General features: G+C 64.2%; 22 protein-coding genes. 13 read left to right on the top strand and 9 right to left on the bottom strand.

Annotated elements, in window-relative coordinates:
• The first annotated feature begins 106 nt into the window (after positions 1-106).
• Both ASG84_RS02685 and ASG84_RS02680 read left to right on the top strand, forming a co-directional pair.
• The gene (locus ASG84_RS02685) at positions 107-1,579 is read left to right on the top strand and encodes a cryptochrome/photolyase family protein (RefSeq protein ID WP_057475444.1); all 1,473 of its coding nucleotides are present in this window, start codon (positions 107-109) and stop codon (positions 1,577-1,579) included.
• Positions 1,580-1,771: 192 nt separating this feature from the next.
• The gene (locus ASG84_RS02680) at positions 1,772-3,166 is read left to right on the top strand and encodes an HNH endonuclease signature motif containing protein (RefSeq protein WP_057475443.1); all 1,395 of its coding nucleotides are present in this window, start codon (positions 1,772-1,774) and stop codon (positions 3,164-3,166) included.
• A gap of 146 nt (positions 3,167-3,312) precedes the next feature.
• Here ASG84_RS02680 and ASG84_RS02675 read toward each other — a convergent pair whose 3' ends face one another.
• Positions 3,313-4,377: an iron-siderophore ABC transporter substrate-binding protein gene (locus ASG84_RS02675; RefSeq protein WP_057475442.1), complete on the bottom strand. Its 1,065-nt coding sequence runs from the start codon at positions 4,375-4,377 to the stop codon at positions 3,313-3,315.
• A 101-nt stretch (positions 4,378-4,478) separates the two neighbouring features.
• Here ASG84_RS02675 and ASG84_RS02670 point away from each other — a divergent pair, with 101 nt between their 5' ends.
• Entirely contained in the window at positions 4,479-5,303 is an 825-nt protein-coding gene (locus tag ASG84_RS02670) for an SDR family NAD(P)-dependent oxidoreductase (RefSeq protein WP_057475441.1), read from the top strand.
• Entirely contained in the window at positions 5,300-5,794 is a 495-nt protein-coding gene (locus tag ASG84_RS02665) for an SRPBCC family protein (RefSeq protein WP_057475440.1), read from the top strand. Before ASG84_RS02670 ends, ASG84_RS02665 begins: the two co-directional genes overlap by 4 nt.
• A gap of 3 nt (positions 5,795-5,797) precedes the next feature.
• On the opposite strand, the gene ASG84_RS02660 is transcribed toward ASG84_RS02665, so the two are convergent.
• Positions 5,798-6,307, bottom strand: a complete 510-nt coding sequence (locus ASG84_RS02660) for a mycothiol transferase (RefSeq protein WP_057475439.1) — start codon at positions 6,305-6,307, stop codon at positions 5,798-5,800.
• A 97-nt stretch (positions 6,308-6,404) separates the two neighbouring features.
• Between ASG84_RS02660 and ASG84_RS02655 the strand changes: the two genes are divergently transcribed.
• On the top strand, positions 6,405-7,439 hold the full coding sequence (locus ASG84_RS02655; RefSeq protein ID WP_057475438.1) for an NADPH:quinone reductase: 1,035 nt from the start codon (positions 6,405-6,407) through the stop codon (positions 7,437-7,439).
• Between the two features lies 1 nt (position 7,440).
• Here the strand turns inward: ASG84_RS02655 and ASG84_RS02650 are convergent, their stop codons facing one another.
• Positions 7,441-7,914: a phosphoribosyltransferase gene (locus tag ASG84_RS02650; RefSeq protein WP_057475437.1), complete on the bottom strand. Its 474-nt coding sequence runs from the start codon at positions 7,912-7,914 to the stop codon at positions 7,441-7,443.
• Positions 7,915-7,998: 84 nt separating this feature from the next.
• Between ASG84_RS02650 and ASG84_RS02645 the strand changes: the two genes are divergently transcribed.
• From ASG84_RS02645 to ASG84_RS02635, 3 genes are all read left to right on the top strand, one after another.
• Complete coding sequence (locus ASG84_RS02645) at positions 7,999-8,667, top strand: class I SAM-dependent methyltransferase (RefSeq protein ID WP_057475436.1); 669 nt, start codon at positions 7,999-8,001, stop codon at positions 8,665-8,667.
• Between the two features lie 9 nt (positions 8,668-8,676).
• Entirely contained in the window at positions 8,677-9,039 is a 363-nt protein-coding gene (locus ASG84_RS02640) for a VanZ family protein (protein WP_057475435.1), read from the top strand.
• Positions 9,040-9,192: 153 nt separating this feature from the next.
• Positions 9,193-10,692 (top strand): stealth family protein, encoded by a 1,500-nt coding sequence (locus ASG84_RS02635; protein ID WP_200936485.1) that lies wholly within the window; start codon positions 9,193-9,195, stop codon positions 10,690-10,692.
• On the opposite strand, the gene ASG84_RS02630 is transcribed toward ASG84_RS02635, so the two are convergent.
• Positions 10,689-11,600, bottom strand: a complete 912-nt coding sequence (locus tag ASG84_RS02630; RefSeq protein ID WP_057475541.1) for a phosphodiesterase — start codon at positions 11,598-11,600, stop codon at positions 10,689-10,691. The two genes, ASG84_RS02635 and ASG84_RS02630, sit on opposite strands and share 4 nt — an antisense overlap.
• Positions 11,601-11,758: 158 nt before the next feature.
• Here ASG84_RS02630 and ASG84_RS02625 point away from each other — a divergent pair, with 158 nt between their 5' ends.
• On the top strand, positions 11,759-12,568 hold the full coding sequence (locus ASG84_RS02625) for an alpha/beta fold hydrolase (RefSeq protein ID WP_057475434.1): 810 nt from the start codon (positions 11,759-11,761) through the stop codon (positions 12,566-12,568).
• Positions 12,569-12,641: 73 nt separating this feature from the next.
• Here the strand turns inward: ASG84_RS02625 and ASG84_RS02620 are convergent, their stop codons facing one another.
• Positions 12,642-13,769, bottom strand: coding sequence for an acyl-CoA dehydrogenase family protein (locus ASG84_RS02620; RefSeq protein WP_057475433.1), 1,128 nt, complete (start codon positions 13,767-13,769; stop codon positions 12,642-12,644).
• Positions 13,770-13,785: 16 nt separating this feature from the next.
• Positions 13,786-14,961 (bottom strand): acyl-CoA dehydrogenase family protein, encoded by a 1,176-nt coding sequence (locus ASG84_RS02615; protein WP_057475540.1) that lies wholly within the window; start codon positions 14,959-14,961, stop codon positions 13,786-13,788.
• 78 nt (positions 14,962-15,039) lie between these two features.
• On the opposite strand from ASG84_RS02615, the gene ASG84_RS02610 reads away from it, so the two are divergent.
• From ASG84_RS02610 to ASG84_RS02590, 4 genes are read left to right on the top strand one after another with little or no spacing between them, the layout of a single operon-like run.
• Positions 15,040-15,594: a histidine phosphatase family protein gene (locus ASG84_RS02610; protein WP_057475432.1), complete on the top strand. Its 555-nt coding sequence runs from the start codon at positions 15,040-15,042 to the stop codon at positions 15,592-15,594.
• 14 nt (positions 15,595-15,608) lie between these two features.
• On the top strand, positions 15,609-16,091 hold the full coding sequence (locus ASG84_RS02605) for a RidA family protein (protein ID WP_057475431.1): 483 nt from the start codon (positions 15,609-15,611) through the stop codon (positions 16,089-16,091).
• Between the two features lie 39 nt (positions 16,092-16,130).
• Complete coding sequence (locus tag ASG84_RS26805; RefSeq protein ID WP_082520735.1) at positions 16,131-17,621, top strand: ABC transporter permease subunit; 1,491 nt, start codon at positions 16,131-16,133, stop codon at positions 17,619-17,621.
• Positions 17,618-18,364, top strand: coding sequence for an amino acid ABC transporter ATP-binding protein (locus tag ASG84_RS02590; protein ID WP_057475430.1), 747 nt, complete (start codon positions 17,618-17,620; stop codon positions 18,362-18,364). The genes ASG84_RS26805 and ASG84_RS02590 overlap by 4 nt, the downstream gene beginning before the upstream one ends.
• A 72-nt stretch (positions 18,365-18,436) precedes the next feature.
• Here ASG84_RS02590 and ASG84_RS02585 read toward each other — a convergent pair whose 3' ends face one another.
• From ASG84_RS02585 to ASG84_RS02575, 3 genes are read right to left on the bottom strand one after another with little or no spacing between them, the layout of a single operon-like run.
• Positions 18,437-20,500, bottom strand: a complete 2,064-nt coding sequence (locus ASG84_RS02585) for a xanthine dehydrogenase family protein molybdopterin-binding subunit (protein WP_057475429.1) — start codon at positions 20,498-20,500, stop codon at positions 18,437-18,439.
• Entirely contained in the window at positions 20,497-21,510 is a 1,014-nt protein-coding gene (locus ASG84_RS02580; RefSeq protein ID WP_057475428.1) for an FAD binding domain-containing protein, read from the bottom strand. Before ASG84_RS02580 ends, ASG84_RS02585 begins: the two co-directional genes overlap by 4 nt.
• Positions 21,507-22,007: a 2Fe-2S iron-sulfur cluster-binding protein gene (locus tag ASG84_RS02575; RefSeq protein ID WP_057475538.1), complete on the bottom strand. Its 501-nt coding sequence runs from the start codon at positions 22,005-22,007 to the stop codon at positions 21,507-21,509. The genes ASG84_RS02580 and ASG84_RS02575 overlap by 4 nt, the downstream gene beginning before the upstream one ends.
• Positions 22,008-22,092: the final 85 nt, after the last annotated feature.

The following is a 22,092-nucleotide window of genomic DNA, read 5'->3' as shown; positions in this document are numbered from 1 at the left end:
TGGGCGGCGGTCAAGTAAGGCGCGCCTGGGTCGGCCACAGTGTTCACCAACCGGCCATGGTTCGGATACTGGTTTGCCGTCTGCGCTGCGGGAGAACACTCGGAGAATGGATGCTCTCTGGTTGTTCGGTGATCAGCTCGGTCCGCACTTCCACTCGGTGGACGAGCATGCCGAGCGAGACGTGCTGATGATCGAGTCCCGGCGCGTGTTCCGCCGTCGGCGATACCACCGACAGAAGCTCCATTTGGTGCTGTCCGGGATGCGGCACCTGGCCGACGAGCTGGGTGATCGCGTCACTTATCTGCAGACCGAGACGTATCGCGAAGGGTTGGCCGAGTACGGCAAGCCGGTGGTGGTGTTCGAGCCCACCTCGCACGCGGCGGATAAGTTCGTCGGGTTGTTGCACGACGAAGGCCTGGTTTCGGAAATTCTGCCGACGCCCATGTTCGCGCTGGGGCGAGCAGAGTTCGCCGACTGGGCGGCCGAGCGCGACACCTTCCGAATGGAGACGTTCTACCGCGAGCAGCGCAAGAGATTCTCGGTGCTGATGGACGGTGCCGACCCGGTCTCGGGTAAGTGGAACCTCGATGCCGAGAATCAGTCGCCGCCGCCGAAGGGACGGCTGAACCTGGGCGTGGAGGAACCGTGGTGGCCGACCGAGGACACGATCGACGACCAGGTGCGTGTCGATCTCGATTCGTGGGACCTGGACACCGTCGGGGTCGACGGGCCACGAGTGTTCGCGGTGACTGCTTCCGAGGCGTCGGAAGCGTTGGCGCACTTCGTGAATTACCGCTTGGACGACTTCGGCAAATACGAGGACGCGGTGATGGCCGACGACTGGACGATGTCGCACTCGCTGCTCTCGGTTCCCCTGAACCTCGGTCTGCTGCAACCGCTGGACGTGGCGCATGCCGCCGAGGACGCCCACCGAGACGGCACCCCGCTGGCGAGCGTCGAGGGTTTCGTTCGACAGATCCTCGGCTGGCGCGAATACGTGTGGCACCTGTACTGGCATCTGGGGCCGGAATACCTGGAACGCAACAAGCTCGATGCCCATGAGCCACTGCCGGATTGGCTACTCGACTTGGACGGCGACGCCGTGGTTTCGAAGTGCCTGTCCAGCACGGTGGACGGCGTACGCGACCGCGGCTGGGTGCACCACATCCCCCGGCTGATGATTCTGGGAAACTTTGCGCTGCAACATGCGTGGGACCCCCGAGCGTTGACCGATTGGTTCGCAACGGCTTTCGTCGACGGGTTCGCCTGGGTGATGCCGGTGAACGTCATCGGCATGAGTCAGCACGCGGACGGCGGGGTGATCGCCACCAAGCCCTACGCGTCGGGCGGGGCGTACCTGAACCGCATGACCGACTACTGCAAGCCGTGCGAATTCAACCCGAAGAAGCGACTGGGCGACGACGCGTGCCCCTTCACTGCCGGCTACTGGGCATTCGTGCACCGGCACCGCGAGATGTTGGCGCTCAATCACCGCACGGCGCGTCAGGTCTCGTCGATGAACCGATTGAGCGACCTCGAGCAGGTGCTGGAACAGGAGCGGCAACGCGAAGTGTACTGACGCATCAGGGAATGCACCGATGTTCGGGTGCACTTGTCACAGCAAGAGTGGCCGAGACATGCGATCGCCGGAAGCCGTCGATCCTTTACCACGACGTACCGACAGCGTTGCAGTTCCGAATCCTTATGCAGGGCAATAGTTTTCGATTGAATCATCGTTGCGTGTCGAACACCTGTTCGATACACTTGGTCCATGACGACGGAGATCTGGCAACTGAGCGAGGCAGAACTCCTCGCCGCCGCCACCGCGTCCTCCCACCAGATCCAACTGCTCGAAGCCCGCCGTATCGCCCTCGTCGCCGAAATCGACACCCGCGTGAGCCGTGAGAAACTCGGCTTCCCCGGCCCCGCCGGCTGGCTCACCGCCACCACCCTGCTCACCCCCGGCAAAGCGCACAAGATCGTCGCCCTCGCCCGCGGACTGAAGAACTTCCCCGACATCGCAGACGCCGTGAACACCGGCAGCATGACCGTCGACCACGCCGCGTTAATCCTCGGCTTCGCCGAAACACCACCGAAGAACCTCCCCCAAGAAGGTCGTGATATCGCCCGTACCGCGATGATCACCGCCGCCACCGGGCCCGGGGCACGCACCGACAAGATCCGTGAAGCGATCACCAAACTCAAAGACACCTACGGCAGCGACAAGCCGCCCCCTGAGGACACCGACCGCAACGAACTGTTCGCATCGAAGATGCTCAACCAACGCCTGTGCCTCAAAGCCGACTTCGATGCCGTCACCGCAGAAAAACTTTTCACCGCCCTCTCACCGTTGACCGAACCCCGCCCCGCAGCCGACGGCACCCCCGACGAACGCAGCCCCGCCCAACGCCGCGCCGACGCATTCGGGCAGATCCTCGACCACTACCTCGCCTCGAAGGATCGCCCCACCGAAGGCGGCGAAAGACCCCACATCAACCTCCATATCACCCTTCGCGACCTTCAGAGCCGCGGTACCGACATCACCGAAGACGAAACCTCGCACGCTACGAACGAATCCGATACCGACGCCACGGCAGACGACGGAACAGACGAGAACACCTCCACCGCAACCGAACCCGATGACCTCACCGGCAGTGCCGATGGATGTGATGATGCTACGCCACCGAGCCAGGATCGCGGCGCGTATCGGGATCTGTTCGGTGATGGCACCACCGTCGGATGGCTGCCCTGGATGGGACCACTCTCCCGCAATACGTCCCGCCAACTCGCGTGCGATTGCCTCCTCACCGCCATCGTCATGGACGAGAACGGCAACCCGCTCAACCTCGCCCGCACCGCCCGCACCGTCACCGCAAAACAAAAGCGCGCGTTGACAGCCCGCGATCACGGTTGCGCATTCCCCGGCTGCGGAAAACCCGCCGCCTGGACAGAGGGGCATCATATTTGGCATTGGACCGACGGCGGACCGACCGACATGAACAACCTCGTCCTACTGTGCGGCTTCCACCACCGACTCATCCACCACAGTGACTGGGACGTGTTCATCGGTACCGACAACCACCCGTGGTTCATCCCGCCGGCGACCGTCGACCCCTACCGAGAACCCCGACAATCCCACGCCCGAGCCGGCCCCCACATCGCGTAACCCGGCCACACCCAACCCGCAAACCGAGACCAGCCCCGCACCGAGAACACGGTGCGGGGCTGGAAAAGTTTGTTCGACAGGTTGATTCGAGTGACTCGAGAGTACCGTCGCCCTAGGTCGGCCCATCTTGTTCCTCTACGCTCCGCTCAATTGGTCGAAGCCATGCCGGCGTCGACCTTCGCGACAGCCTCGTCGATCATCGGCACATACCGCTCGAGTGCCCAGGGCACCGTCAACGGATTGATGATGGAGGACCCCGTGACGAAGGACTGATCCGTCGGCGCAACGACCGAACCCCGGGACACAGCCGGAATCTGCTTGTAGGCAGGCTGATTTTCGGTGTCGGTACGGTTCTGAGGGTCCGAGTAGAAGGTGAAGATCAGGTCGGAATCGTTCAACAGATTCGCATTCTCCAACCCGATCACGGACGAGTCGGTGCCCTCGGTCTCGTCCAGTGTGTTCACCACCGGATCGACCTGCAACCCGAGACCGCGGACCATCGCGACGCGCTGCTCGTCGGCGAGAAACACGCCGAGCGTGCCGGGACCGGTGTTGTAGATGTACGAAAAGCTCACGTCCGCATACTCGGGGTGCTGTGCGGCGGCGTCGGCGAAGCGGCTCTCGATCTTGTCGATCTCCTCCGCAGCCTTCGCCTCCTCACCCATGGCTTTGCCGATCACGGTGATCTGGTCTTCCCAGGTCGTGGTCCACGGCTGCTCCTCGTACGCGACCACCGGGGCGAAGGCGCTGAGCTTGTCGAACTGATCCTGCGTGATGCCGGACCACGGTGCCAGGACCAGATCCGGTTCGAGAGCCGCGACGGCCTCGATGTTCAATTCGGTACCACCGGTGAACTGTTGGGGAAGCTCGGCCCCCAATTGGGTAACCGCATCGTGCACCCACGGTAGGTAACCGGTGTCGTCGGCACCCCATGAGTACTCCTCGACGCCGACAGGGACGGTACCCAACGCGATCGCCGTCTCGGCCGAACCCTGCCCGAGGGTCACGATGCGCTCCGGCTTCTCGGTGATGACCGCCTGCCCCAGTGCCGAATCGATCGTCACGGCCGCAAAATCGCTACCGTCGGCGCTCTGAGTCTCAGCAGAGTCGCTGCTGCCGCATGCTCCGACCACGAGGGCCGACACAGCGAGCGCAGACAGCGCGGACAACCGTCGAACAGACCGCCGACCGGCTGTTGAAGCAATGAACATGGTTACCTCTCGATGATCAAAGGTGCGATAAAGTAAGACTAGGCTAACCTACTAGAGGGATTCAAACGCGCTGCACAAGGCGCATTCGCTACGGTGGGCAGATGAGCCTTCCTCGCCCCGCACCCGATCGGACTGCCGTCGTGACCGGAGCATCTTCCGGTATCGGAGCTGCCATCGCCCGCCAGCTCGCCTCCCGAGGCCACGGCGTCACCCTCGTCGCCCGGCGTGCCGACAAGCTCGAAGAGTTGGCACAGGAGATTCGAGCACGGGGAGTCCGAGCAGAGGTGCTGGCCGCAGACCTCTCCAACCGCACTGCGCGCGCCGAATTGCTCGGCCGGATCACCGATCTCGGTCTGATCCCGGACATTCTGATCAACAACGCCGGACTTTCTACCCTCGGACCCGTCGCAGAATCGGATCCGGATGCGGAAATGAACATGATCGAGGTCGACGTGGTCGCCGTCTCGGACCTGTGCTCCCGTTTCCTTCCAGGAATGGTCGAGCGACGACGCGGCGCACTGCTCAATGTGGCGTCGACGGCGGCGTTCCAGCCCCTACCCGGACAGGCGGGCTACGGCGCATGCAAGGCGTTCGTTCTCTCGTACACCCAGTCTCTGACCGGCGAACTGCGCGGCACCGGAGTGACCGCCACCGCACTGTGCCCCGGGCCGGTGCAGACCGGATTCGGCGAGGCTGCGGGCTTCGCGAAAGACGATGCAGAGAAAGCGCTTCCGTCGATCATGTGGGTGTCGGCAGAAACGGTGGCCAAGACTGCCGTCGACGACATGACCAAGGGACGGATGGTGTCGATTCCCGGACCTGCCAACCGCATCGGATCGATCTTTGCTCAGATCACGCCGCGAACACTGTTGGTGCCCATGCTCACTCGTATTCATCCCAGCCTGAAGAACGGTGCGTCGTCGTGAAGCGCGAACTCGTGGTCTCGGACAGCATCGTCGTGAATGCCGACGCCGACACTCTCTACGCTGCGATCAGCGACCCCACCAACATGGGGCAGTGGAGCCCCGAAAACACCGGTGCCACCGTCCATGAACCCCGCGAGAGTGCCTACGTGGGAATGGTGTTCGACGGAACCAACAAGCGCGGCCGGGCGAAGTGGATCACTCGCTGCACCGTCACGGCGGCCGACCCGGGCAAGACCTTCGAGTTCCGCGTCCACGCCATCGGCAAGAGCACTCCGAAGATCAAGGGCGCGAACGCAACCTGGCGATACGACTTCGAGCCGGTGTCGAGCGGCACGAAAGTCACCGAAACCTGGACCGACGACCGAACGAGATGGCCCGACGCTCTGGCCCTCGTGTTCGACAAGATCGTCACCAGCGGCAAGACGTTCCCGCAGTTCCAGCGTCGCAACATCCGAAAGACGCTGGAAAACCTGCAGAAGCGTTACGCCTGACGGCTAGGCCTGCCGGGTGTACAGGCCGAGAACGTACGAGGCCTGCCCGGCATGCTGAAGGTCGTCGGACACCACGGACACCAGCCGTGCACCGAGTGTGACGGGCGGGTCCCAGTTCTCGTCGACGATCCGGTCCAGATCGTCGGCCCCGACACTGCTCAGGTACGCAACGGTTTTCGAGTGCACGGCGTCGTGGTACTCACGCAGCAACTCGGCGCTCGAGGTGACCTGAGCGACGTCCGAGGACGATTGGCCGTAGCCGATGTCGGACTTGTCGAACGGGAGTCCGAACCGCTCGAACCACGAGTCCGACGTCCAGACCTGTTCGCTCCCGGCCACACCCGCGATGTGGTCGTCCTGCATCCGCGTCAGGTGCCAGAGCAACCACGCGATGCTGTTGGCGTCGGCGTCGGGTCGATACGTCAACGCGGCAGTGGGGATATCGTCCAGCACCGAGTGGACGAGTTCCTTGATCCGGCCGAACGCGTCGGTCAGCAGGTCGTTGTGGTTCATCGAACACGCCTCTTTCGTCGAGCACTGATAACTGGTCATGCATACCCCGATTACCTCGCAGGGAACATCGGCGCCCTCGAGTCGCGTTGAACCGGATATGACTGCTCCAGCAATTGTGTACACCCGCACCGGCGATTCGTCCGTCCTCGAGCTGAAGGATCGCGAGGTGACCGCGCCCGCCGCAGGTGAAGTGCGCGTCCGCATCGTGGTCTCGGGCGTCAATCCGACGGACTGGAAGAACCGAACCGGCTCCGGGCCTGGTGAAAAGCTGGCATTCGACGAGGTGGTACCGAATCAGGACGGTGCCGGAGTGGTCGACGCGGTCGGCCCCGATGTCGACGGCGTCTCCGTAGGAGATCGCGTCTGGATCTATCTGGCCCAGCACCAGCGTCCGACCGGAACAGCACAGTCCTTTGCAATCCTGCCCGCCTCCCGGGTTGTGCCTCTGCCCGATGGCGTCGGGTTCGACGTGGGCGCAAGCCTCGGAGTTCCCGCGATGACGGCGCACCGTGCACTGACTTTGTCCGAGGACGGACCCACCCGGCTGCACCCGGGCGCATTGGACGGAAAGTCGGTCCTCGTCGCCGGTGGGGCCGGTGCCGTCGGCCATGCCGCGATCCAATTGGCCCGTTGGGCAGGCGCGACCGTGGTGACGACGGTCAGCGGACCGGAGAAGGGCGCACTGGCCACCGCTGCCGGCGCGCACCACGTGGTGAACTACAAGACCGGAGACGCGGTCGCCGAAATCCGCGAATTGGTTCCCGCCGGAATCGATCTGATCGTCGAGGTCGCACCCGCGCAGAACGCCGCGCTCAACGCCGCCGTGGGAGCGAACCGTGCATCGGTTGCCGTCTACGCCAACAACGGTGGCGACACTGTGACCCTCGACGTCCGGCCGAACATGGTGCTGAACACTCGCTACCAGTTCGTGCTGCTCTACACCGTGGGCGACGAGGCTCTGCGCAACGCCGAGGCCGACGTCAGCGCGGCGGCAGCCGCAGGCGTGCTGGAGGTAGGCGAAGCCACCGGCCTACCGCTGCACCGCTTCCCGCTGAGCGAAACCGCCGCAGCACACGACGCCGTCGAGAACGGAACCGTCGGCAAGGTGCTGATCGACGTCTCCAGCGAGTAACTCAGGCGATGACCGGCAACGTGGACCATGGGAAATTGATCCACTTGTCGGTCTCTCGCCACGAATAGTCGGGCTGCACAATGGTTCTGGGTTTGGTGTAGATGACAGCGGACCGTACGTCGGGCGTATGCGCCTTCAACAGGTCGATCACCAGCGCCAGTGTGCGGCCGGAATCAGCGACGTCGTCGACCACGAGCAACTTCTTACCGACGATCGCATCGGTGTCCAGAAGTGGTTCGAGGACAACAGGATCGGGCAGGGTTTCCTCGATGTCGGAGTAGAACTCGACATTGAGGGTGCCCGCAGCCTTGACTCCCATCGCGTAGGCGATCGCACCCGCGGGGATGAGCCCGCCACGCGCGATCGCGATCACGATGTCCGGAACGAACCCGTCGTCGACGATCTTCTTGGTCAGGTCGCGCGAGGCGTCTCCGAAGGTCTCCCACGTCAGTACTTCACGTTCCTGTTCGGTCATGGAGAACCACTTTACTCAGAATCCACTTTTGCTGATCGAGCAAATGTGTTTGCGCCTGCGCGTGAGAGCAGGCAGTCTCGAACCATGGCCGACCACACGCACGCTCACGCTCATGCCGCCGACCCCACTCCCGGAGAGCCGGACTTCGAGAACGGCGCTTTCGACGAGGCATTCTGGGACGACCTCTACAACCAACGCACCGCCATCTGGAGCGGAAATCCCAACGCGGTGTTGGTTCAGGAAGCGTCCGTGCTGACTCCGGGCCGAGCCTTGGACATCGGCTGCGGTGAAGGTGCCGACTCACTGTGGCTGGCCGGTGCAGGCTGGACCGTCACCGGCGTCGACATCTCGGACGTCGCCCTCGGCCGCGCTCGCGCAGCACAGCAGGCACTGGAACCGCAGCAACTGGCGGTGCACTGGGAACAAGAAGACTTGCTGGAATGGACTCCCCCGGCCGGCGCGTTCGATCTGGTGTCGGTGCACTTCTTGCAGGTACCACCCGACGAACTCGAACTGACCACCCGCAGATTCGCCGCGGCGGTCGCGCCGAAGGGGCGTCTGCTGGTCGTCGGGCACAGTCCCAGCGACAGTCACGCCTCGCAACATCCGGCCAAGCACCGATTGTTCGCACCGGAACCGGTCGTCGTTGCGGCAGGCGACGGGTTCGAGGTGATCCACGCCGAACACCGCACCCGCACCACACCGGACGGCGACGAGCGAACCGACACGGTCGTGGTGCTGCAGCGCCGGTAAACTCGGGCGGTGTTCTCGTCGTCGACGTATCGAATTCCCCTGGCCGTCACGTTCGTCGTCGCGCTGATCATTCTCTTCACGCCCGCGTCCGGGGTGCCGTCCGGGTTTCAGCACAGTGACAAGATCATTCACTTCGTGCTGTTCGCAGCGCTCGCCTACACCTCGCGACTCGCCGGAATCGGCTGGGGCAGGACCGCACTGTGGGTGCTGGTGTTCGCGGTGGTGTCGGAGTTTCTGCAGGCGATCCTGCCTCTGGGACGCTCCGGATCGGTGATCGACGCTCTGGCCGACGCTGCTGGAGTTGCGGTGGGCCTGATCGCGGCGAACTGGCTTCTACCGCAGCGCGTCAAGAATGCCCCGGACCTGCACTAGACTGAGTCCGCGCCGAGTTCCCTCGGCCGGCGCGCACACTCAGGAAGGAACGCCATCACCTCGTCTTCTGCCCCGCACGATATCTACCTCGTTCCACCGGAGCACGAGACGAACGATGCCGTCACCCGAGAATCTGCAGCGTCCGCAGCACGATTGAGCGAACGATCCGACGTGGTCAGCCACGAGGGCCGCTACGCATTGACGATCACCTCGACCACCCCGCACCAGGCCATGGTCGAGGATCTGTTGTTCGTCCGCGCCGTACTCGACGCCGCACGCATCAAGTACCTACTCGTTCGCGGCAACGACGAACGACCCGTCATCGCCATCGAACTGGCTGCCCGGGACGCGCTCACCACAGCGCTGGTGCACGCCTGCCGCGCCGAGCCGTTCTACTCCAAGACCGTCGACGCCCGCGGGAAAGCCGTTCTGGTTGCCGACGGCACACTCTCGCCATCCGCGAATGCGCGGATCGTGCGCCTCTACCGACCGCGCGTCGAGCCGTTCAGCGGGTTGTACTACGGCGCGTCGACGGCCGTGCAGATAGAGCTGTGGTCTTTCTCCCCGTCCGAGATCGTGCTGCCGATCGAGAACTCCCTGACCCGACGCAACATCCGGCCCGACGAGGCCGTCCGCGGCACCGTCGAACGCTTCGGTAGAACGTGGCCGACCATCGAGAACATGTTTGCCGACCACGCGTCGGACATCAATTTCGACATCGACATCGTGTTCTCCTGGGTCGACGGCTCGTCGGCAGAGTTCCAAGCTCAACGTGCGCGGCGGATGGCGAATTATGTTGTCGGAGAAGGTGACGATTCAGCGGCTCGCTACCGGCAGATCGACGAACTGAAGTACGCCCTGCGGTCGGTGCACCTGTACGCACCGTGGATCAGGCGCATCTTCGTGGCCACCGACTCCCCGAGGCCGGCGTGGCTCGCCGACCATCCCAAGGTGACGTTCGTGCCGAGCGAGGCGTTCTTCGTGGACACCTCCGTTCTGCCGACACACAATTCGCAGGCCGTCGAAAGCCAGCTCCACCACATCCCCGGCCTGTCCGAGCACTTCCTGTACTCGAACGACGACATGTTCTTCGGTCGTCCGGTCAGCCCGTCGATGTTCTTCTCCCCCGGCGGAATCAGCATGTTCATCGAGGCTACGACGCGAATCGGGTTGGGCTACAGCGACGCCGACCGCAGCGGCTTCGAGAATGCAGCACGGGTGAACCGTCGAATCCTGCAGGACAGATTCGGGATGACCACCACCCGGCATCTCGAACATGCGGCAACTCCGTTGCGCCGCAGTGTGATGCAGGAAATGGAGAACGAGTTTCCGGACGAGTTCGCCTCCACGGCGGCGAGTGCATTCCGCGCCAGCACCAACATCTCGGTGACGAATTCGCTGTACCACTACTACGCATTGATGAGTGGCCGCGCTGTGGTCCAGAAAGACGCGAAGGTTCGGTACATCGACACCACGTCGGTGGCAGGCCTCGACTTGATGGAGAAGCTGCTCCCCAAGCGGTCCGTCGACTTCTTCTGCCTCAACGACGGCAGCTTTCCGGAAGTCGACCTGGATCTGCGCACCCGCACCGTGACGCAGTTCCTGGACAAGTACTTTCCCATCGTCGCGCCGTGGGAACGCGAACAGCGCTAGGCGTCGCTGAACGTCTTTCGCCGGGCGCTGTCTGCGATGGTGACACCCGCCGCATCGAGCCTGCGTGCTGTCTCCTCCGCCGAGACCGCCTCTCCCACTGTGTCGTACGACCCCGTCGGCACCACCGAATGGACGACGGTGTCGTCGTACACGTGAACCAGGTTGTATCCCTGAGCTCCGTCGCGACCGCGTAGTCCGCCTGTGGGGACGTTGAGATCCTGGGTGTAGCAGGTGGCCGACGCCACCGAGACCGGTATACCGGCAAACGTGGCCGTGGTCGAATAGTGCAGGTGCCCTGCGAGAATGGACCGCACATCGGTTCCGTGAAGCACGCTCGCGAGCCGCGGCTGATCGATCAGCTCGACCAGCACTGCGAGATCGAGCACGGTCGGCACCGGCGGATGGTGCATCGCCAGAATCGTGCCGAACTCGGCAGGGGTCGCGAGAGTGTCGGCCAGCCAGGCCAATTGCTCGTCCCCCAGCTCGCCGTGGTGCTTGCCCGGAACCGTGGTGTCCAGGGTGACGACGCGAAGACCGTCGACATCGTGCACGCGATCGATGGACTGCCCACTCGGTTCCGCGTCGAGCAGCGTCCGACGGAACGTCGCTCGGTCGTCGTGATTGCCCATCGCCCAGACGATCTGTGCGCCGAGCTCCTCGGCAACCGGCTCGACCAGAGCGCGGAGCTTCTCGTACGCACCCGCCTCGCCCTTGTCCGTCAGATCACCGGTGAACACCAACGCATCGGGCCGCACACCGGAGTTGCGCACGTCGGTCATCACCTGTTCGAGCCGCAACTCGCTGTCCACGCCGCCGTACAACCGGCCGTCGCCGTCGACGAGATGCGTGTCACTGATGTGCAGTAAGCAGTGATGCGGACGTGGGTACTCGGCCATCCGAGACTTCATCGAACTCTCGCTCACGATCGGACCTACCGTTTCACGTTCACCCGGCTGGGCGAACGCCACTACTGCAACCCAAGCATACGAGCGTTCACTGAGAAAAAGCTGGTCGAATCTCCGCGGTGAACAACGCGGAAACTTTGAGCGTGTGACAGGTTGAGAGCATGACGAAACCGAAGTGGACTTCACTGCTCGCGGCCGCGGCACTGACCGTGGGCACCACGGTCGGTATCGGCGCGGCCCCGGCCGCTGCGCAGGGCCTGCCGACCGTCGTACTGGTACACGGGGCATTCGCCGACAGCACCAGCTGGGACGGCGTCGCTGCGAACCTTCGCGGACGTGGCTACCCGGTGGTGACCGCAGAGAACTCGCTTCGCGGGCCCGCGATCGACGCAGCGTCGGTGACCGATGTGGTCGAGAACATCGACGGCCCGGTGGTACTCGTCGGCCACTCCTACGGCGGCACCGTCATCAGCAACGTGCACGCCGACAACGTGGAGGCGCTGGTCTACGTCGCGGCCTTCATGCCCGTCGAAGGTGAACCCGTCGCGCTCGAACTCGATCCGTTCCGATTCCCCGTGACGGCCCTGGTGCCACCGGTGATCGGTCTGTCGATCGTCGACGACTCGTCCAACCCGATCGGCAAGAACGTCGACTCGTACGTCACGCCCGCCCTGTTCCGCACGTTCTTCGCACCCGACCTGAGCGAGGAGCAGGCCGCCCGTATGGCGGCCCACCAGAAGACCATCGCCGCCGGTGCTCTGCTCGAGCCGAGCGGCCCACCGTCCTGGGCGGACACCCCGTCCTGGGCATTGATCCCCCAACAGGATCAGATCATCCCGACCTCGGCGGAGCGCTTCATGGCGCAACGGGCCGGGGCTCGAGTGACCGAGGTACCGGGCTCGCACGCGATCTTGGTCTCGAACCCCGCAGCCGTGGCCGATCTTGTGGTGCAGGCCGATTCGGGAAGCTGACACGTCTCTGGATACGACTCGGGCCCGGCCACCTTCGAAAGGTGACCGGGCCCGAGTTGTCTTCCGGGGTGTGTCAGATCCCGATGAGGTCGTGATCGGAGACCTTCGACGCCAGGATGCGCAGGTGCTCGTCGGCACCACCGAGAGTGTGTTCGATGGCCACGAGCCGACTGGTGTAATGCCCGACCGGATACTCGGCGGTGACGCCGATACCGCCGTGCAACTGGATCGCCTCCTGGCCGAGCTTGCGGCCCGACCGGGAGATCTGCAGCTTCGCGCGCGACGCGATCGTGGTGTCCACGTTGCCATCGGCCAACGACATCGTGGCGTACAGGCTCATGCTGCGGGCGAGTTCGAGCAAGACGTACATGTCCGCCGCGCGGAAGGTGAGCGCCTGGAACTTGGCCAACGGAACCCCGAATTGCTTGCGCGCCTTGAGGTAATCGGTGGTCAGTCGCAGTGCCTCTTCCATTGCACCGACTGCCTCGGCGCACAGGGCAGCCTGTGCACGAACCTCGGCACCGGTGATCGCCGCAGCCGCGTTCTCGGCGGTGCCGAGTGGCTCGGCTGCGACGTCCACGAATTCGATCTGTGCGGCGCGCTGACCGTCGTGTGTGGCGTAGGACTTGCGGGTGAGACCGTTCGCGTCGGCGTCGACGACGAACAACCCGGTTCCTCCGGCGGGAAGCGTTGCACTGACGACGATCACGTCGGCGCTTCCGCCGTGCGGTACCGGATTCTTGACACCGTTGATCGACCACGATCCACCGTCCTCGGTGGCGGTGGTGGCGACCTCGATGTTCGGCCAGCGACTGCCGGATTCGGTGTGCGCGAACGCCAACATCGACGATCCCTCGGCCACCGGCGGCAGGAGCCGCGCGCGCTGCTCGGCACTGCCGAGCTCGGAGATCAATCCGCCGGGGACGAGCACGGCATCGAGGATCGGCTCGGGTGCGAGGCGTCGGCCGACCTCGGTCATCACGGCCATGATCTCGACCGGGCCGGCGTCCATGCCGCCGTCGTCCTCACTGAACGTCAGACCCAGTAGGCCGACCTCGGCCAGCTGCTTCCAGACATCGGTGCTCCAGCCCAGCTCACCGGCAACGATCTTGTTTCGCTTCTCGGTGTCGTAAGCCCGCGAGAGGACCTCACGAGTGGTGTCGCGCAGCAGCTTCTGCTCTTCGTTGAGTTCGAAATCCATGTCTTCAGATGCTCCCTTACAGTCCGAGAATCGCGGAGGCGATGATGGTGCGCTGAACTTCGTTCGAGCCGCCGTAGATCGACACCTTGCGGTAGTTCAGGTACCCCGGTACCGAGCGCTGCGCCCAGCCTTCGCTCTCGATGTCCTCGCCTGCCTCGTAGGGCAGCGAGTCCGGGCCTGCGACGTCCATCAGCAATTCGGTTGTGGCCTGCTGCAATTCGGATCCCCGCAGCTTGAGAATGGACGACGCCGGATTCGGCTTGCCGTCGTCCGAGCTGGAGACCAGGCGCAGCTGAGTCAGCTCCAGGGCGAGCAATTCGTTCTCGACCTCGGCCATCTTGGCGGCGAACAACGGGTCCTCGAGCAACGTGCCGCTGCCAACCTTGGTCTGTGCTGCATGCTTCTTCGCCTGTCCCAGATGCACTTTGGTGTGTCCGGCCCGGGCGACGCCGGTGCGCTCGTTGCCGAGCAGGAACTTGGCGTAGCTCCAGCCCTGGTTCTCTTCGCCGACGAGGTTCTCGGCCGGAACGCGAACATTGTCGAAGAAGACCTCGTTGACCTCGACGCTGCCGTCGATCAACTTGATGGGCCGCATCTCGATGCCGGGGGTGTTCAGATCGATGAGCAGGAAGGAGATTCCGGCCTGCTTCTTCGGCGCGTCCGGGTTGGTCCGCACGAGCGCGAAGATCCAGTCGGCGTACTGGCCGAGCGTGGTCCACGTCTTCTGTCCGTTGACGATGTAGTCGTCACCGTCGCGGATCGCCGTGGTGCGCAGCGACGCCAAGTCCGATCCGGCCTCGGGCTCGGAGAAGCCCTGGCACCACCAGATGTCGAGGTTCGCCGTCTTGGGCAGGAACTTCTCCTTGAGCTCCTGGGAGCCGAACGTCGCGATGACCGGGCCGACCATCGAGGCGTTGAAAGCCAGGGGCTCGGGTACCGACGCCAGCTGCATTTCGTCGAGCCAGATGTGACGCTGCACGGGAGTCCAGTCACGGCCACCGAACTCGGCGGGCCAATGTGGCACCGCCAAGCCGTTCTCGTTGAGGATTCGCATGGTCGCGACCACCTCGTCCTTGCTCAACTCCTGACCCGTCGCGCTCTTCTCGCGAATCTCGGCGGGGACCTTCGTAGTGAAGAACGTCCGCATCTCGTCACGGAACGCGGCCTCTTCTTCTGTCAGGGCAAGATTCATCGACAATCCTCCAAGCTCGTTCACGTATCTTCGTATCGACCGTACTCCCTGGTAACTCTGAGATATTCTCCGCTCACTATGACTTTTCTGGCACTGGTTCGGCACGGTGAGACGAACTGGAATCTGCACGGGCGTCTGCAGGGCTCGTCGGACATTCCGCTCAACGACACCGGCCGTGCGCAGGCCCGCGAGGCCGGCTACGAACTCGAGTACCGACAATGGGATCACCTGGTCAGTTCGCCGCTGGTCCGAGCAGCCGAAACCGCCGACATCATCGGTGCGCACCTCGGCATGACTCGCACCGCCGAGTTCCCCGATCTGGCCGAACGACACTTCGGCGAGGCCGAAGGATTCACCGACTGGGATGCGTATTCGCACTGGCCGAACGGCATGTACCCCGGCTTGGAGCCTCGCTCGAACCTGATCGTCCGAGGCGTGCGCGCGGTCGACGACATCGCCTCTCGCTACCCGGACTCGGCGGTGATCGCCGTGGCGCACGGCGGCGTCATCCGAGCGATCTTCGACGCGATCCGGCGGCGGCACTCCCCAAGGATTCTCAACGCCGGAGTCTCCACCCTCGAACACGACGGTTCTCGCTGGACCGTTCGCACCATCAACGGCGTTGCGGTCTGACAGGATTTTCGTCCATGGAGATCGAACGTCGCATCACCGAACTCGGTTTCACGTTGCCCGCGGAACCGACCGCGCCGCCTGGTTTCGAGTTCTCGTTCGAGTGGGTGCGGGTACGCGGCAACCGAGTGTTCGCCTCGGGGCATTCTCCGTTGGCCTCGGACGGGACGTTGGCGGGCCCGTTCGGTGCCGTCCCGTCGGACGTGAGTCTCGACGCGGCCACCGATGCCGCGCGCGACACCGCACTGGCCCTCCTGGGTAGCGTCGCCCGCGCCGTCGGCGACCTCGATCGAATCAGCGCCTGGCTCACCGTCACCGGTTCGGTCAACGCCGATCACGGCTTCACCCAGACCACGACGGTCGTCAACGGCTTCTCCGATCTGGTGCTGGCGATCTTCGGTCCCGACATCGGCGCGCACGCACGCACTGCACTCGGGGTCGCCGCACTGCCGATGAACAACACCGTGGTGGTGTCAGCGGAATTGGAGATCGACGGGTAGGTTTCGGTGCACTCGTAGTTACGGTGAAAGCAGGCGCGGATGGTGCGCAGATCTACTCTTGCTCTGGTCGCGATTCTGATCGCCGTACTGGGGTTGTCCGGATGCAGTTCGTCGTCTCAGTCGTTGCTGGACCGGGTGCAGGACGAGGGCGTCCTGGTCGTCGGCACCGAAGGCACCTACAGCCCGTTCAGCTATCAGGGCGCAGACGGGCAGCTCACCGGGTACGACATCGACGTCATCAACGCCGTCGGTGCGGAACTGGGGGTCCTCGTCGACTTCGTGCAGACCCCGTTCGATTCGATATTCGCCGGCCTGCAATCCCAGCGATTCGACCTCATCGCCAACCAGGTCTCGATCACCCCGGCCCGGCAATCGGCGTACGACCTGTCCGCGCCCTATACGGTGTCGGAAGGTCAGATCCTCACCGCTGCAGACGACTCCACCATTTCGACGCTGGCCGACCTGGCAGGCAAGACCACCGCCCAATCGTCGACGAGCAACTGGGCCGAGGTCGCCGCGAACGCGGGTGCCAACGTCGAAGCCGTCGAGGGATTCGTCCAAGCGGTCACCCTCGTCAAGGACGGACGCGTCGACGCCACCGTCAACGACTCCCTCGCGATCGCCGAATACCTACAGCAGACCGGCGACACCGGGGTGAAGATAGCCGGCGAGACCGGAGACACGACACTGCAATCCTTCGTGGCCCGCAAGAACAGCGGCCTGATGGACGAGGTCGACGCCGCCATCGACACCCTGCGTGAAAACGGCACCCTCGCCGAGATCTCGAACAAGTACTTCGGTAGCGACGTCGCCGCACCGACAGCCGACACCGTGGTTCCGGTGAGCGACGACGCCGCGTCGACTGCGCCGTCGAAGATGCAGTTGGTTCTCGACAACCTGTGGCCGATGCTCAAAGCCACTGTCACGATGACCGTTCCACTGACTGCCATCAGCTTTGTGATCGGGCTCGTCATCGCGCTCGCGGTTGCATTGGCCCGCATCTCGTCGATCACACCGCTCGCCGCAGTGGCCCGGTTCTACGTCTCGATCATTCGCGGCACTCCCCTACTGCTGCAGCTGTTCATCATCTTCTACGGGCTACCGCAGTTCGGCATCGTGATCTCGCCGTTCCCGGCCGCGGTGGTCGCGTTCTCGCTGAACGTCGGTGGCTACGCGGCCGAGGTCATCCGTGCCGCGATACTCAGCGTGCCCAAGGGCCAGTGGGAAGCCGCTCAGACCATCGGAATGGGATACCGAACGACGTTGCAGCGCATCGTGCTTCCGCAAGCACTGCGCACCGCGGTACCGCCGTTGTCGAACACGCTGATCTCGTTGGTCAAGGACACCTCGCTCGCGTCGACCATCCTGGTGACCGAGCTGCTCCGCGTCGCTCAACTGGCGGCGGCCCCGACCTTCGACTTCTTCACCCTGTACACCGTTGCAGCGCTGTACTACTGGGTGATCTGCATAGTCCTCTCCTTCTTCCAAGGCAAGCTCGAAGTCCGACTCGACAGGTACGTGGCCAAATGACAGACCTGCTGGAAGTATCCGCTCTGAAGAAGTCGTTCGGACCGCTCGAGGTGCTGAAGGACATCTCGTTCACCGTGCCGTCGGGCACCGTCACCGTCATCATCGGACCGTCCGGCTCCGGCAAGACCACGGTGCTCCGCACACTTAACGCACTCGACCGAGCCGACGCCGGGATCATCCGAATCGGCGACGTATCGGTGGATTTCGCCGAGCCCGTCGGCGCGGCGCAACTACGACACTTCCGCGCTCAGAGCGGCATGGTGTTCCAGAGCCACAATCTGTTTCCGCACAAGACGGTGCTGCAGAACATCATCGAGGGACCGGTGATCGTCCAGAAGCGCGCCAAGGACGACGCCAGTCGTGACGCTCACGCAATCCTCGACCAGATCGGTCTCGACGCGAAGTCCGACCAGTACCCGTTCCAGCTCTCCGGCGGCCAACAGCAACGCGTCGGAATCGCCCGAGCTCTGGCCCTACGTCCCAAGCTGATGCTGTTCGACGAGCCCACCTCGGCCCTCGACCCCGAACTCGTCGGCGAAGTACTAGCCGTCATCAAAAACCTTGCCGCCGAGGGCTGGACGATGGTGATCGTCACGCACGAGATCCGCTTCGCCCAGCAGGTCGCCGATCAGGTGCTCTTCATCGAGAACGGCGTCGTCCTCGAACGCGGCACGCCGGAGCAGGTGCTCGTGAACCCGACCGAGCCCCGCACCCGACAGTTCCTGCAGCGGATTCTGGCCTAGAGGGGCTGCGCCCCATGTGTACGAAACTTCGTAGCCCACTACGAAGTTCCATTCACATGCGGCGAAGCCGCTCTAGAGGTGAGGCAGCACCTTGTCCAGAGTGATCGGCAGGTCGCGGACTCGGACGCCGGTGGCGTTGTAGACCGCGTTCCCGATGGCCGCCGACGAACCGACCGCACCGATCTCACCGATTCCCTTGCCACCCATCGGAGCGATATCGGTGTCGCTCTCCTCGACCCAGACGGCCTCGAGGTCGGTGACGTCCGCGCACGCCGGAATGTGATACTCGGCGAGGTCGTGGTTGGCGAACCCGCCGAACTCGTGGTCGACGATGCCACTTTCCATCAGCGCCATCCCGAGCCCGAACGTCATACCGCCGATGAGCTGAGATCGGGCCAACCGCGGATTCATCACCGCGCCGATACCGAAGACTCCGAGCATTCTGCGGACTCGTACTTCACCGGTGTCGATATCCACGGCCACTTCGGCGAACTGGGCACCGAAAGCCATGCGCGCCAACTCCTTCTGGCCCTCCACGTCATCGGTGGTGTCGGCCTCGGCCGAGTTCCCCAGCTCGTACGAACCCTGTGACTTCAGCGAGTGGCAGACCTTGGTGACGGCCCAACCCCACGACGAGGTACCCGAGGACCCGCCGGCACCCGGAGCCTTCGGCAGAGCGCTGTCGCCGAGTTCGACGGTGACGGTGTCCGCGTCGACCTCCAGAGCATCAGCGGCAATCTGCCGCAGCACGGTCCGCGCACCGGTGCCGATATCCGTCGCGGCCACGGATACCGTGATCGTGCCGTCCTGCTCCACTCGCGCCGCAGCGGTACTCGGCGAAATCAGCACCGGGTAACTCGCTGTCGCGACTCCCATTCCGATCAGGGTGTTGCCCTCTCGGCGCTGTCCGGGCACAGAGTTGCGGCGATCCCAGCCGAATTTCTCGGCTCCCTCGCGAAGGCATTGCACCACACTGCGTGAGCTGAACGGGTTGCCGCTGGCGGGATCGACTTCCGGCTCGTTGCGAATGCGCAGTTCGATCGGATCGATACCGGTGGCCACAGCCAATTCGTCGATCGCCGTCTCGACCGCGAACATTCCGGGCGCTTCACCCGGTGCCCGCATCCACCGCGGTGTTCCGACGTCCAGCTTCGCGAGTCGGTGGGTGGTGCGACGGTTCGGGGCCGCATAGATGTGCCGGGTCGATTCCGAGGTCTGCTCACAGAACTCGAAGATGGTGCTGGTCTGCTGGAAGGAATCGTGCGCGATCGCAGCCAGTGTGCCGCTCGAATCAGCGCCCAAGCGAACATGATTGAGCGTCGGGGTGCGATAGCCGACCAGGTCGAACAGCGCTTGCCGCGGCAGCACGAGTTTGACGGTCTTGCCGGTCGCCCGCGCCGCCATCGCCGCGAGGACCGCGTTGGGCCGAGTGCTGCCCTTCGCGCCGAATCCGCCGCCGACGTTCTCGGCGATCACACGAACGTTCTCGGGTTCCAGATCGAACGCCGTGGCCAGGTCGCCCTGGACACCCGACGGTGCCTGCGTCGAATCCCACAGTGTCAGAACGCCGTCGGACCACTGCGCCGTGGTGGCATGCGGCTCCATCGGACTGTTGTGCATCGGAGCCGTCGAGTACCAGTTGTCGACGACGTGCTCGGCCGTCTTCAACGCAGCATCGGCATCGCCGATCGTGACGTCCGTGGGAAACCCCGCGTTCACTGATTCGGGCGCGTACAGCGAGCTGTGCTCGGCGGTCAAAGTGTTGTCGGGTGAGCGAACGTCGGCGTACCGCACCTGAACCTGGGCGGCGGCGGCACGCGCGGCTTGAAGGGTGTCGGCCACAACGACGGCTACGATCTGACCGCGATAGGAGACGGTATTCGACTGCAGCACATGCAGTTCGGCGTCCTCGACCTCGCCGAGCTTCTCGGCGTTGCCGTGCCACAGGACGGCGTGCACCGCGGCGTCGGTACCGAGTTCGACGTGCTCGACAATCCCGGCGGGAACCGTCGCGGGCACGTACCAGGCATACAACTGCCCGACGGCCGGCGGCTGCTCCGCGGCATAGCGCGCCGTACCGGTGACCTTGGCGATGGACTCGGTGCGCTGAATCGACTGTCCGATCGAAGCCGTCATGCTCGGTCTCCCATTTCTTTCGTAGCGCTCGACTCCACGAGTTCGACCAGAGTGCGGGCAACGAGATTGGTCACCAACGGAATCTTGAACGCGTTGTCGCGTAACGGCTCTGCAGAATCGAGCTCGAGCGCCATGGCCCGCCGGAACGACGCCTCGTCCGCGGCGGTACCCAACAGTGCATGCTCGGCAGTGTGTGCCCGCCACGGCTTGTGTGCGACGCCGCCCAGAGCAATCGACACTCCACGCACGATCCCGTCCTCGACATCGAGAACAGCGGCGACGGACGCGATCGCGAAGGCGTAGGACTGCCGATCGCGCACCTTGCGGTAAGTGGAGACGGCGGTGTCGGCCGGCTTCGGAATCTCGATGGCCGTGACGATCTCGGTCCGAGCCACCGTGTTGTCGCGCTCGGGTTCGTCCCCCGGGAGTCGGTAGAAGTCGTCGATCGCGAGGACGCGTTCGCCGTCGACTCCATGAACGACGATGCGCGCGTCGAGTGCCGACAGCGCCACCGCCATGTCCGAAGGGTGCGTTGCTACGCAGGCCTGCGACGCCCCGAGGATGGCCAGGTTTCGATTTTCGCCTTCGCGCGCAGGGCAGCCCGAGCCCGGTTCGCGCTTGTTGCACGGCTTCGACGAGTCCATGAAGTACACACATCGAGTGCGCTGGAACAGGTTTCCGCCGGTGGTCGCCATATTGCGTAGTTGACCCGATGCACCGGAGAGAACCGCCCGCGACAGCACCGGATAGCGCTGACGCACCACCGGATGCACGGCGAGGTCGCTGTTGGTCACAGCGGCACCGATGCGCAGGGAACCGTCGTCGACTATCTCGATGTCGTGCAGCGGCAATCGCGTCACGTCGATCAGAGTCGACGGGCTCGCAACCCCCAGCTTCATCAGATCGACGAGGTTGGTTCCTCCGCCGAGCACCATCGCGTGCTCGTCCTGGGCGAGGCGGGCCACCGCGTCGTCGACCGCCGTAGCGGTGCCGTACTCGAACGTCTTCACGATGCGTCCTGCACAGCCGGAACGATGTTGGCGTAGGCACCGCAGCGACAGAGGTTGCCGCTCATCCGTTCTCGCACTTCGCCCGAGTCGAGTTCGACGTCGGTAGCCTCGAGGTCCTCGGTGACGGCGCTGGGCCATCCCTGCTTGGCCTCTTCGATCACCGCGACCGCCGAGCAGATCTGCCCGGACGTGCAGTATCCGCACTGGAACGCATCACGATCGACGAAGGCCTGTTGCACCGGGTGCAGCGTGTCGCCGTCGGACAATCCCTCGACCGTGACGATCTCACGACCGTGCTGCGCGACAGCAAACGTCAGGCAACTGTTGATCCGGCGACCGTCGACCAGAACTGTGCAGGCACCGCACTGCCCGTGATCACACCCCTTCTTGGCCCCGATGAGGTCGAGGTTTTCGCGTAGTGCGTCGAGCAGGGTGGTTCGGGTATCGCAGTCGATCTCGCGTTCGGTTCCGTTGACACTGAGTGTGACGTGGGTCATGCACGGGCGGATACCCGAGGCCGGATCCACCAAACGCTTGCGCTGGGGTCGTGCACGGAAATTCGTAGCCCACTACGAATTGCCG

Source organism: Rhodococcus sp. Leaf278 (assembly GCF_001426085.1).
GTDB lineage: Bacteria > Actinomycetota > Actinomycetes > Mycobacteriales > Mycobacteriaceae > Rhodococcoides.
The sequence above is the reverse complement of the archived record's forward strand: the minus strand, read 5'-3'. Positions and strand labels throughout refer to the sequence as shown.

What these genes read in the sequence shown, in the direction of transcription:
- ASG84_RS02685 (WP_057475444.1), top strand. Translation starts at nt 107, where the DNA reads ATGGATGCTCTCTGGTTGTTCGGTGATCAGCTCGGTCCGCACTTCCAC.
- ASG84_RS02680 (WP_057475443.1), top strand. Translation starts at nt 1,772, where the DNA reads ATGACGACGGAGATCTGGCAACTGAGCGAGGCAGAACTCCTCGCCGCC.
- ASG84_RS02675 (WP_057475442.1), bottom strand. Translation starts at nt 4,377, where the DNA reads ATGTTCATTGCTTCAACAGCCGGTCGGCGGTCTGTTCGACGGTTGTCC.
- ASG84_RS02670 (WP_057475441.1), top strand. Translation starts at nt 4,479, where the DNA reads ATGAGCCTTCCTCGCCCCGCACCCGATCGGACTGCCGTCGTGACCGGA.
- ASG84_RS02660 (WP_057475439.1), bottom strand. Translation starts at nt 6,307, where the DNA reads ATGAACCACAACGACCTGCTGACCGACGCGTTCGGCCGGATCAAGGAA.
- ASG84_RS02655 (WP_057475438.1), top strand. Translation starts at nt 6,405, where the DNA reads ATGACTGCTCCAGCAATTGTGTACACCCGCACCGGCGATTCGTCCGTC.
- ASG84_RS02650 (WP_057475437.1), bottom strand. Translation starts at nt 7,914, where the DNA reads ATGACCGAACAGGAACGTGAAGTACTGACGTGGGAGACCTTCGGAGAC.
- ASG84_RS02645 (WP_057475436.1), top strand. Translation starts at nt 7,999, where the DNA reads ATGGCCGACCACACGCACGCTCACGCTCATGCCGCCGACCCCACTCCC.
- ASG84_RS02630 (WP_057475541.1), bottom strand. Translation starts at nt 11,600, where the DNA reads ATGAAGTCTCGGATGGCCGAGTACCCACGTCCGCATCACTGCTTACTG.
- ASG84_RS02625 (WP_057475434.1), top strand. Translation starts at nt 11,759, where the DNA reads ATGACGAAACCGAAGTGGACTTCACTGCTCGCGGCCGCGGCACTGACC.
- ASG84_RS02620 (WP_057475433.1), bottom strand. Translation starts at nt 13,769, where the DNA reads ATGGATTTCGAACTCAACGAAGAGCAGAAGCTGCTGCGCGACACCACT.
- ASG84_RS02615 (WP_057475540.1), bottom strand. Translation starts at nt 14,961, where the DNA reads ATGAATCTTGCCCTGACAGAAGAAGAGGCCGCGTTCCGTGACGAGATG.
- ASG84_RS02610 (WP_057475432.1), top strand. Translation starts at nt 15,040, where the DNA reads ATGACTTTTCTGGCACTGGTTCGGCACGGTGAGACGAACTGGAATCTG.
- ASG84_RS02605 (WP_057475431.1), top strand. Translation starts at nt 15,609, where the DNA reads ATGGAGATCGAACGTCGCATCACCGAACTCGGTTTCACGTTGCCCGCG.
- ASG84_RS26805 (WP_082520735.1), top strand. Translation starts at nt 16,131, where the DNA reads ATGGTGCGCAGATCTACTCTTGCTCTGGTCGCGATTCTGATCGCCGTA.
- ASG84_RS02590 (WP_057475430.1), top strand. Translation starts at nt 17,618, where the DNA reads ATGACAGACCTGCTGGAAGTATCCGCTCTGAAGAAGTCGTTCGGACCG.
- ASG84_RS02585 (WP_057475429.1), bottom strand. Translation starts at nt 20,500, where the DNA reads ATGACGGCTTCGATCGGACAGTCGATTCAGCGCACCGAGTCCATCGCC.
- ASG84_RS02575 (WP_057475538.1), bottom strand. Translation starts at nt 22,007, where the DNA reads ATGACCCACGTCACACTCAGTGTCAACGGAACCGAACGCGAGATCGAC.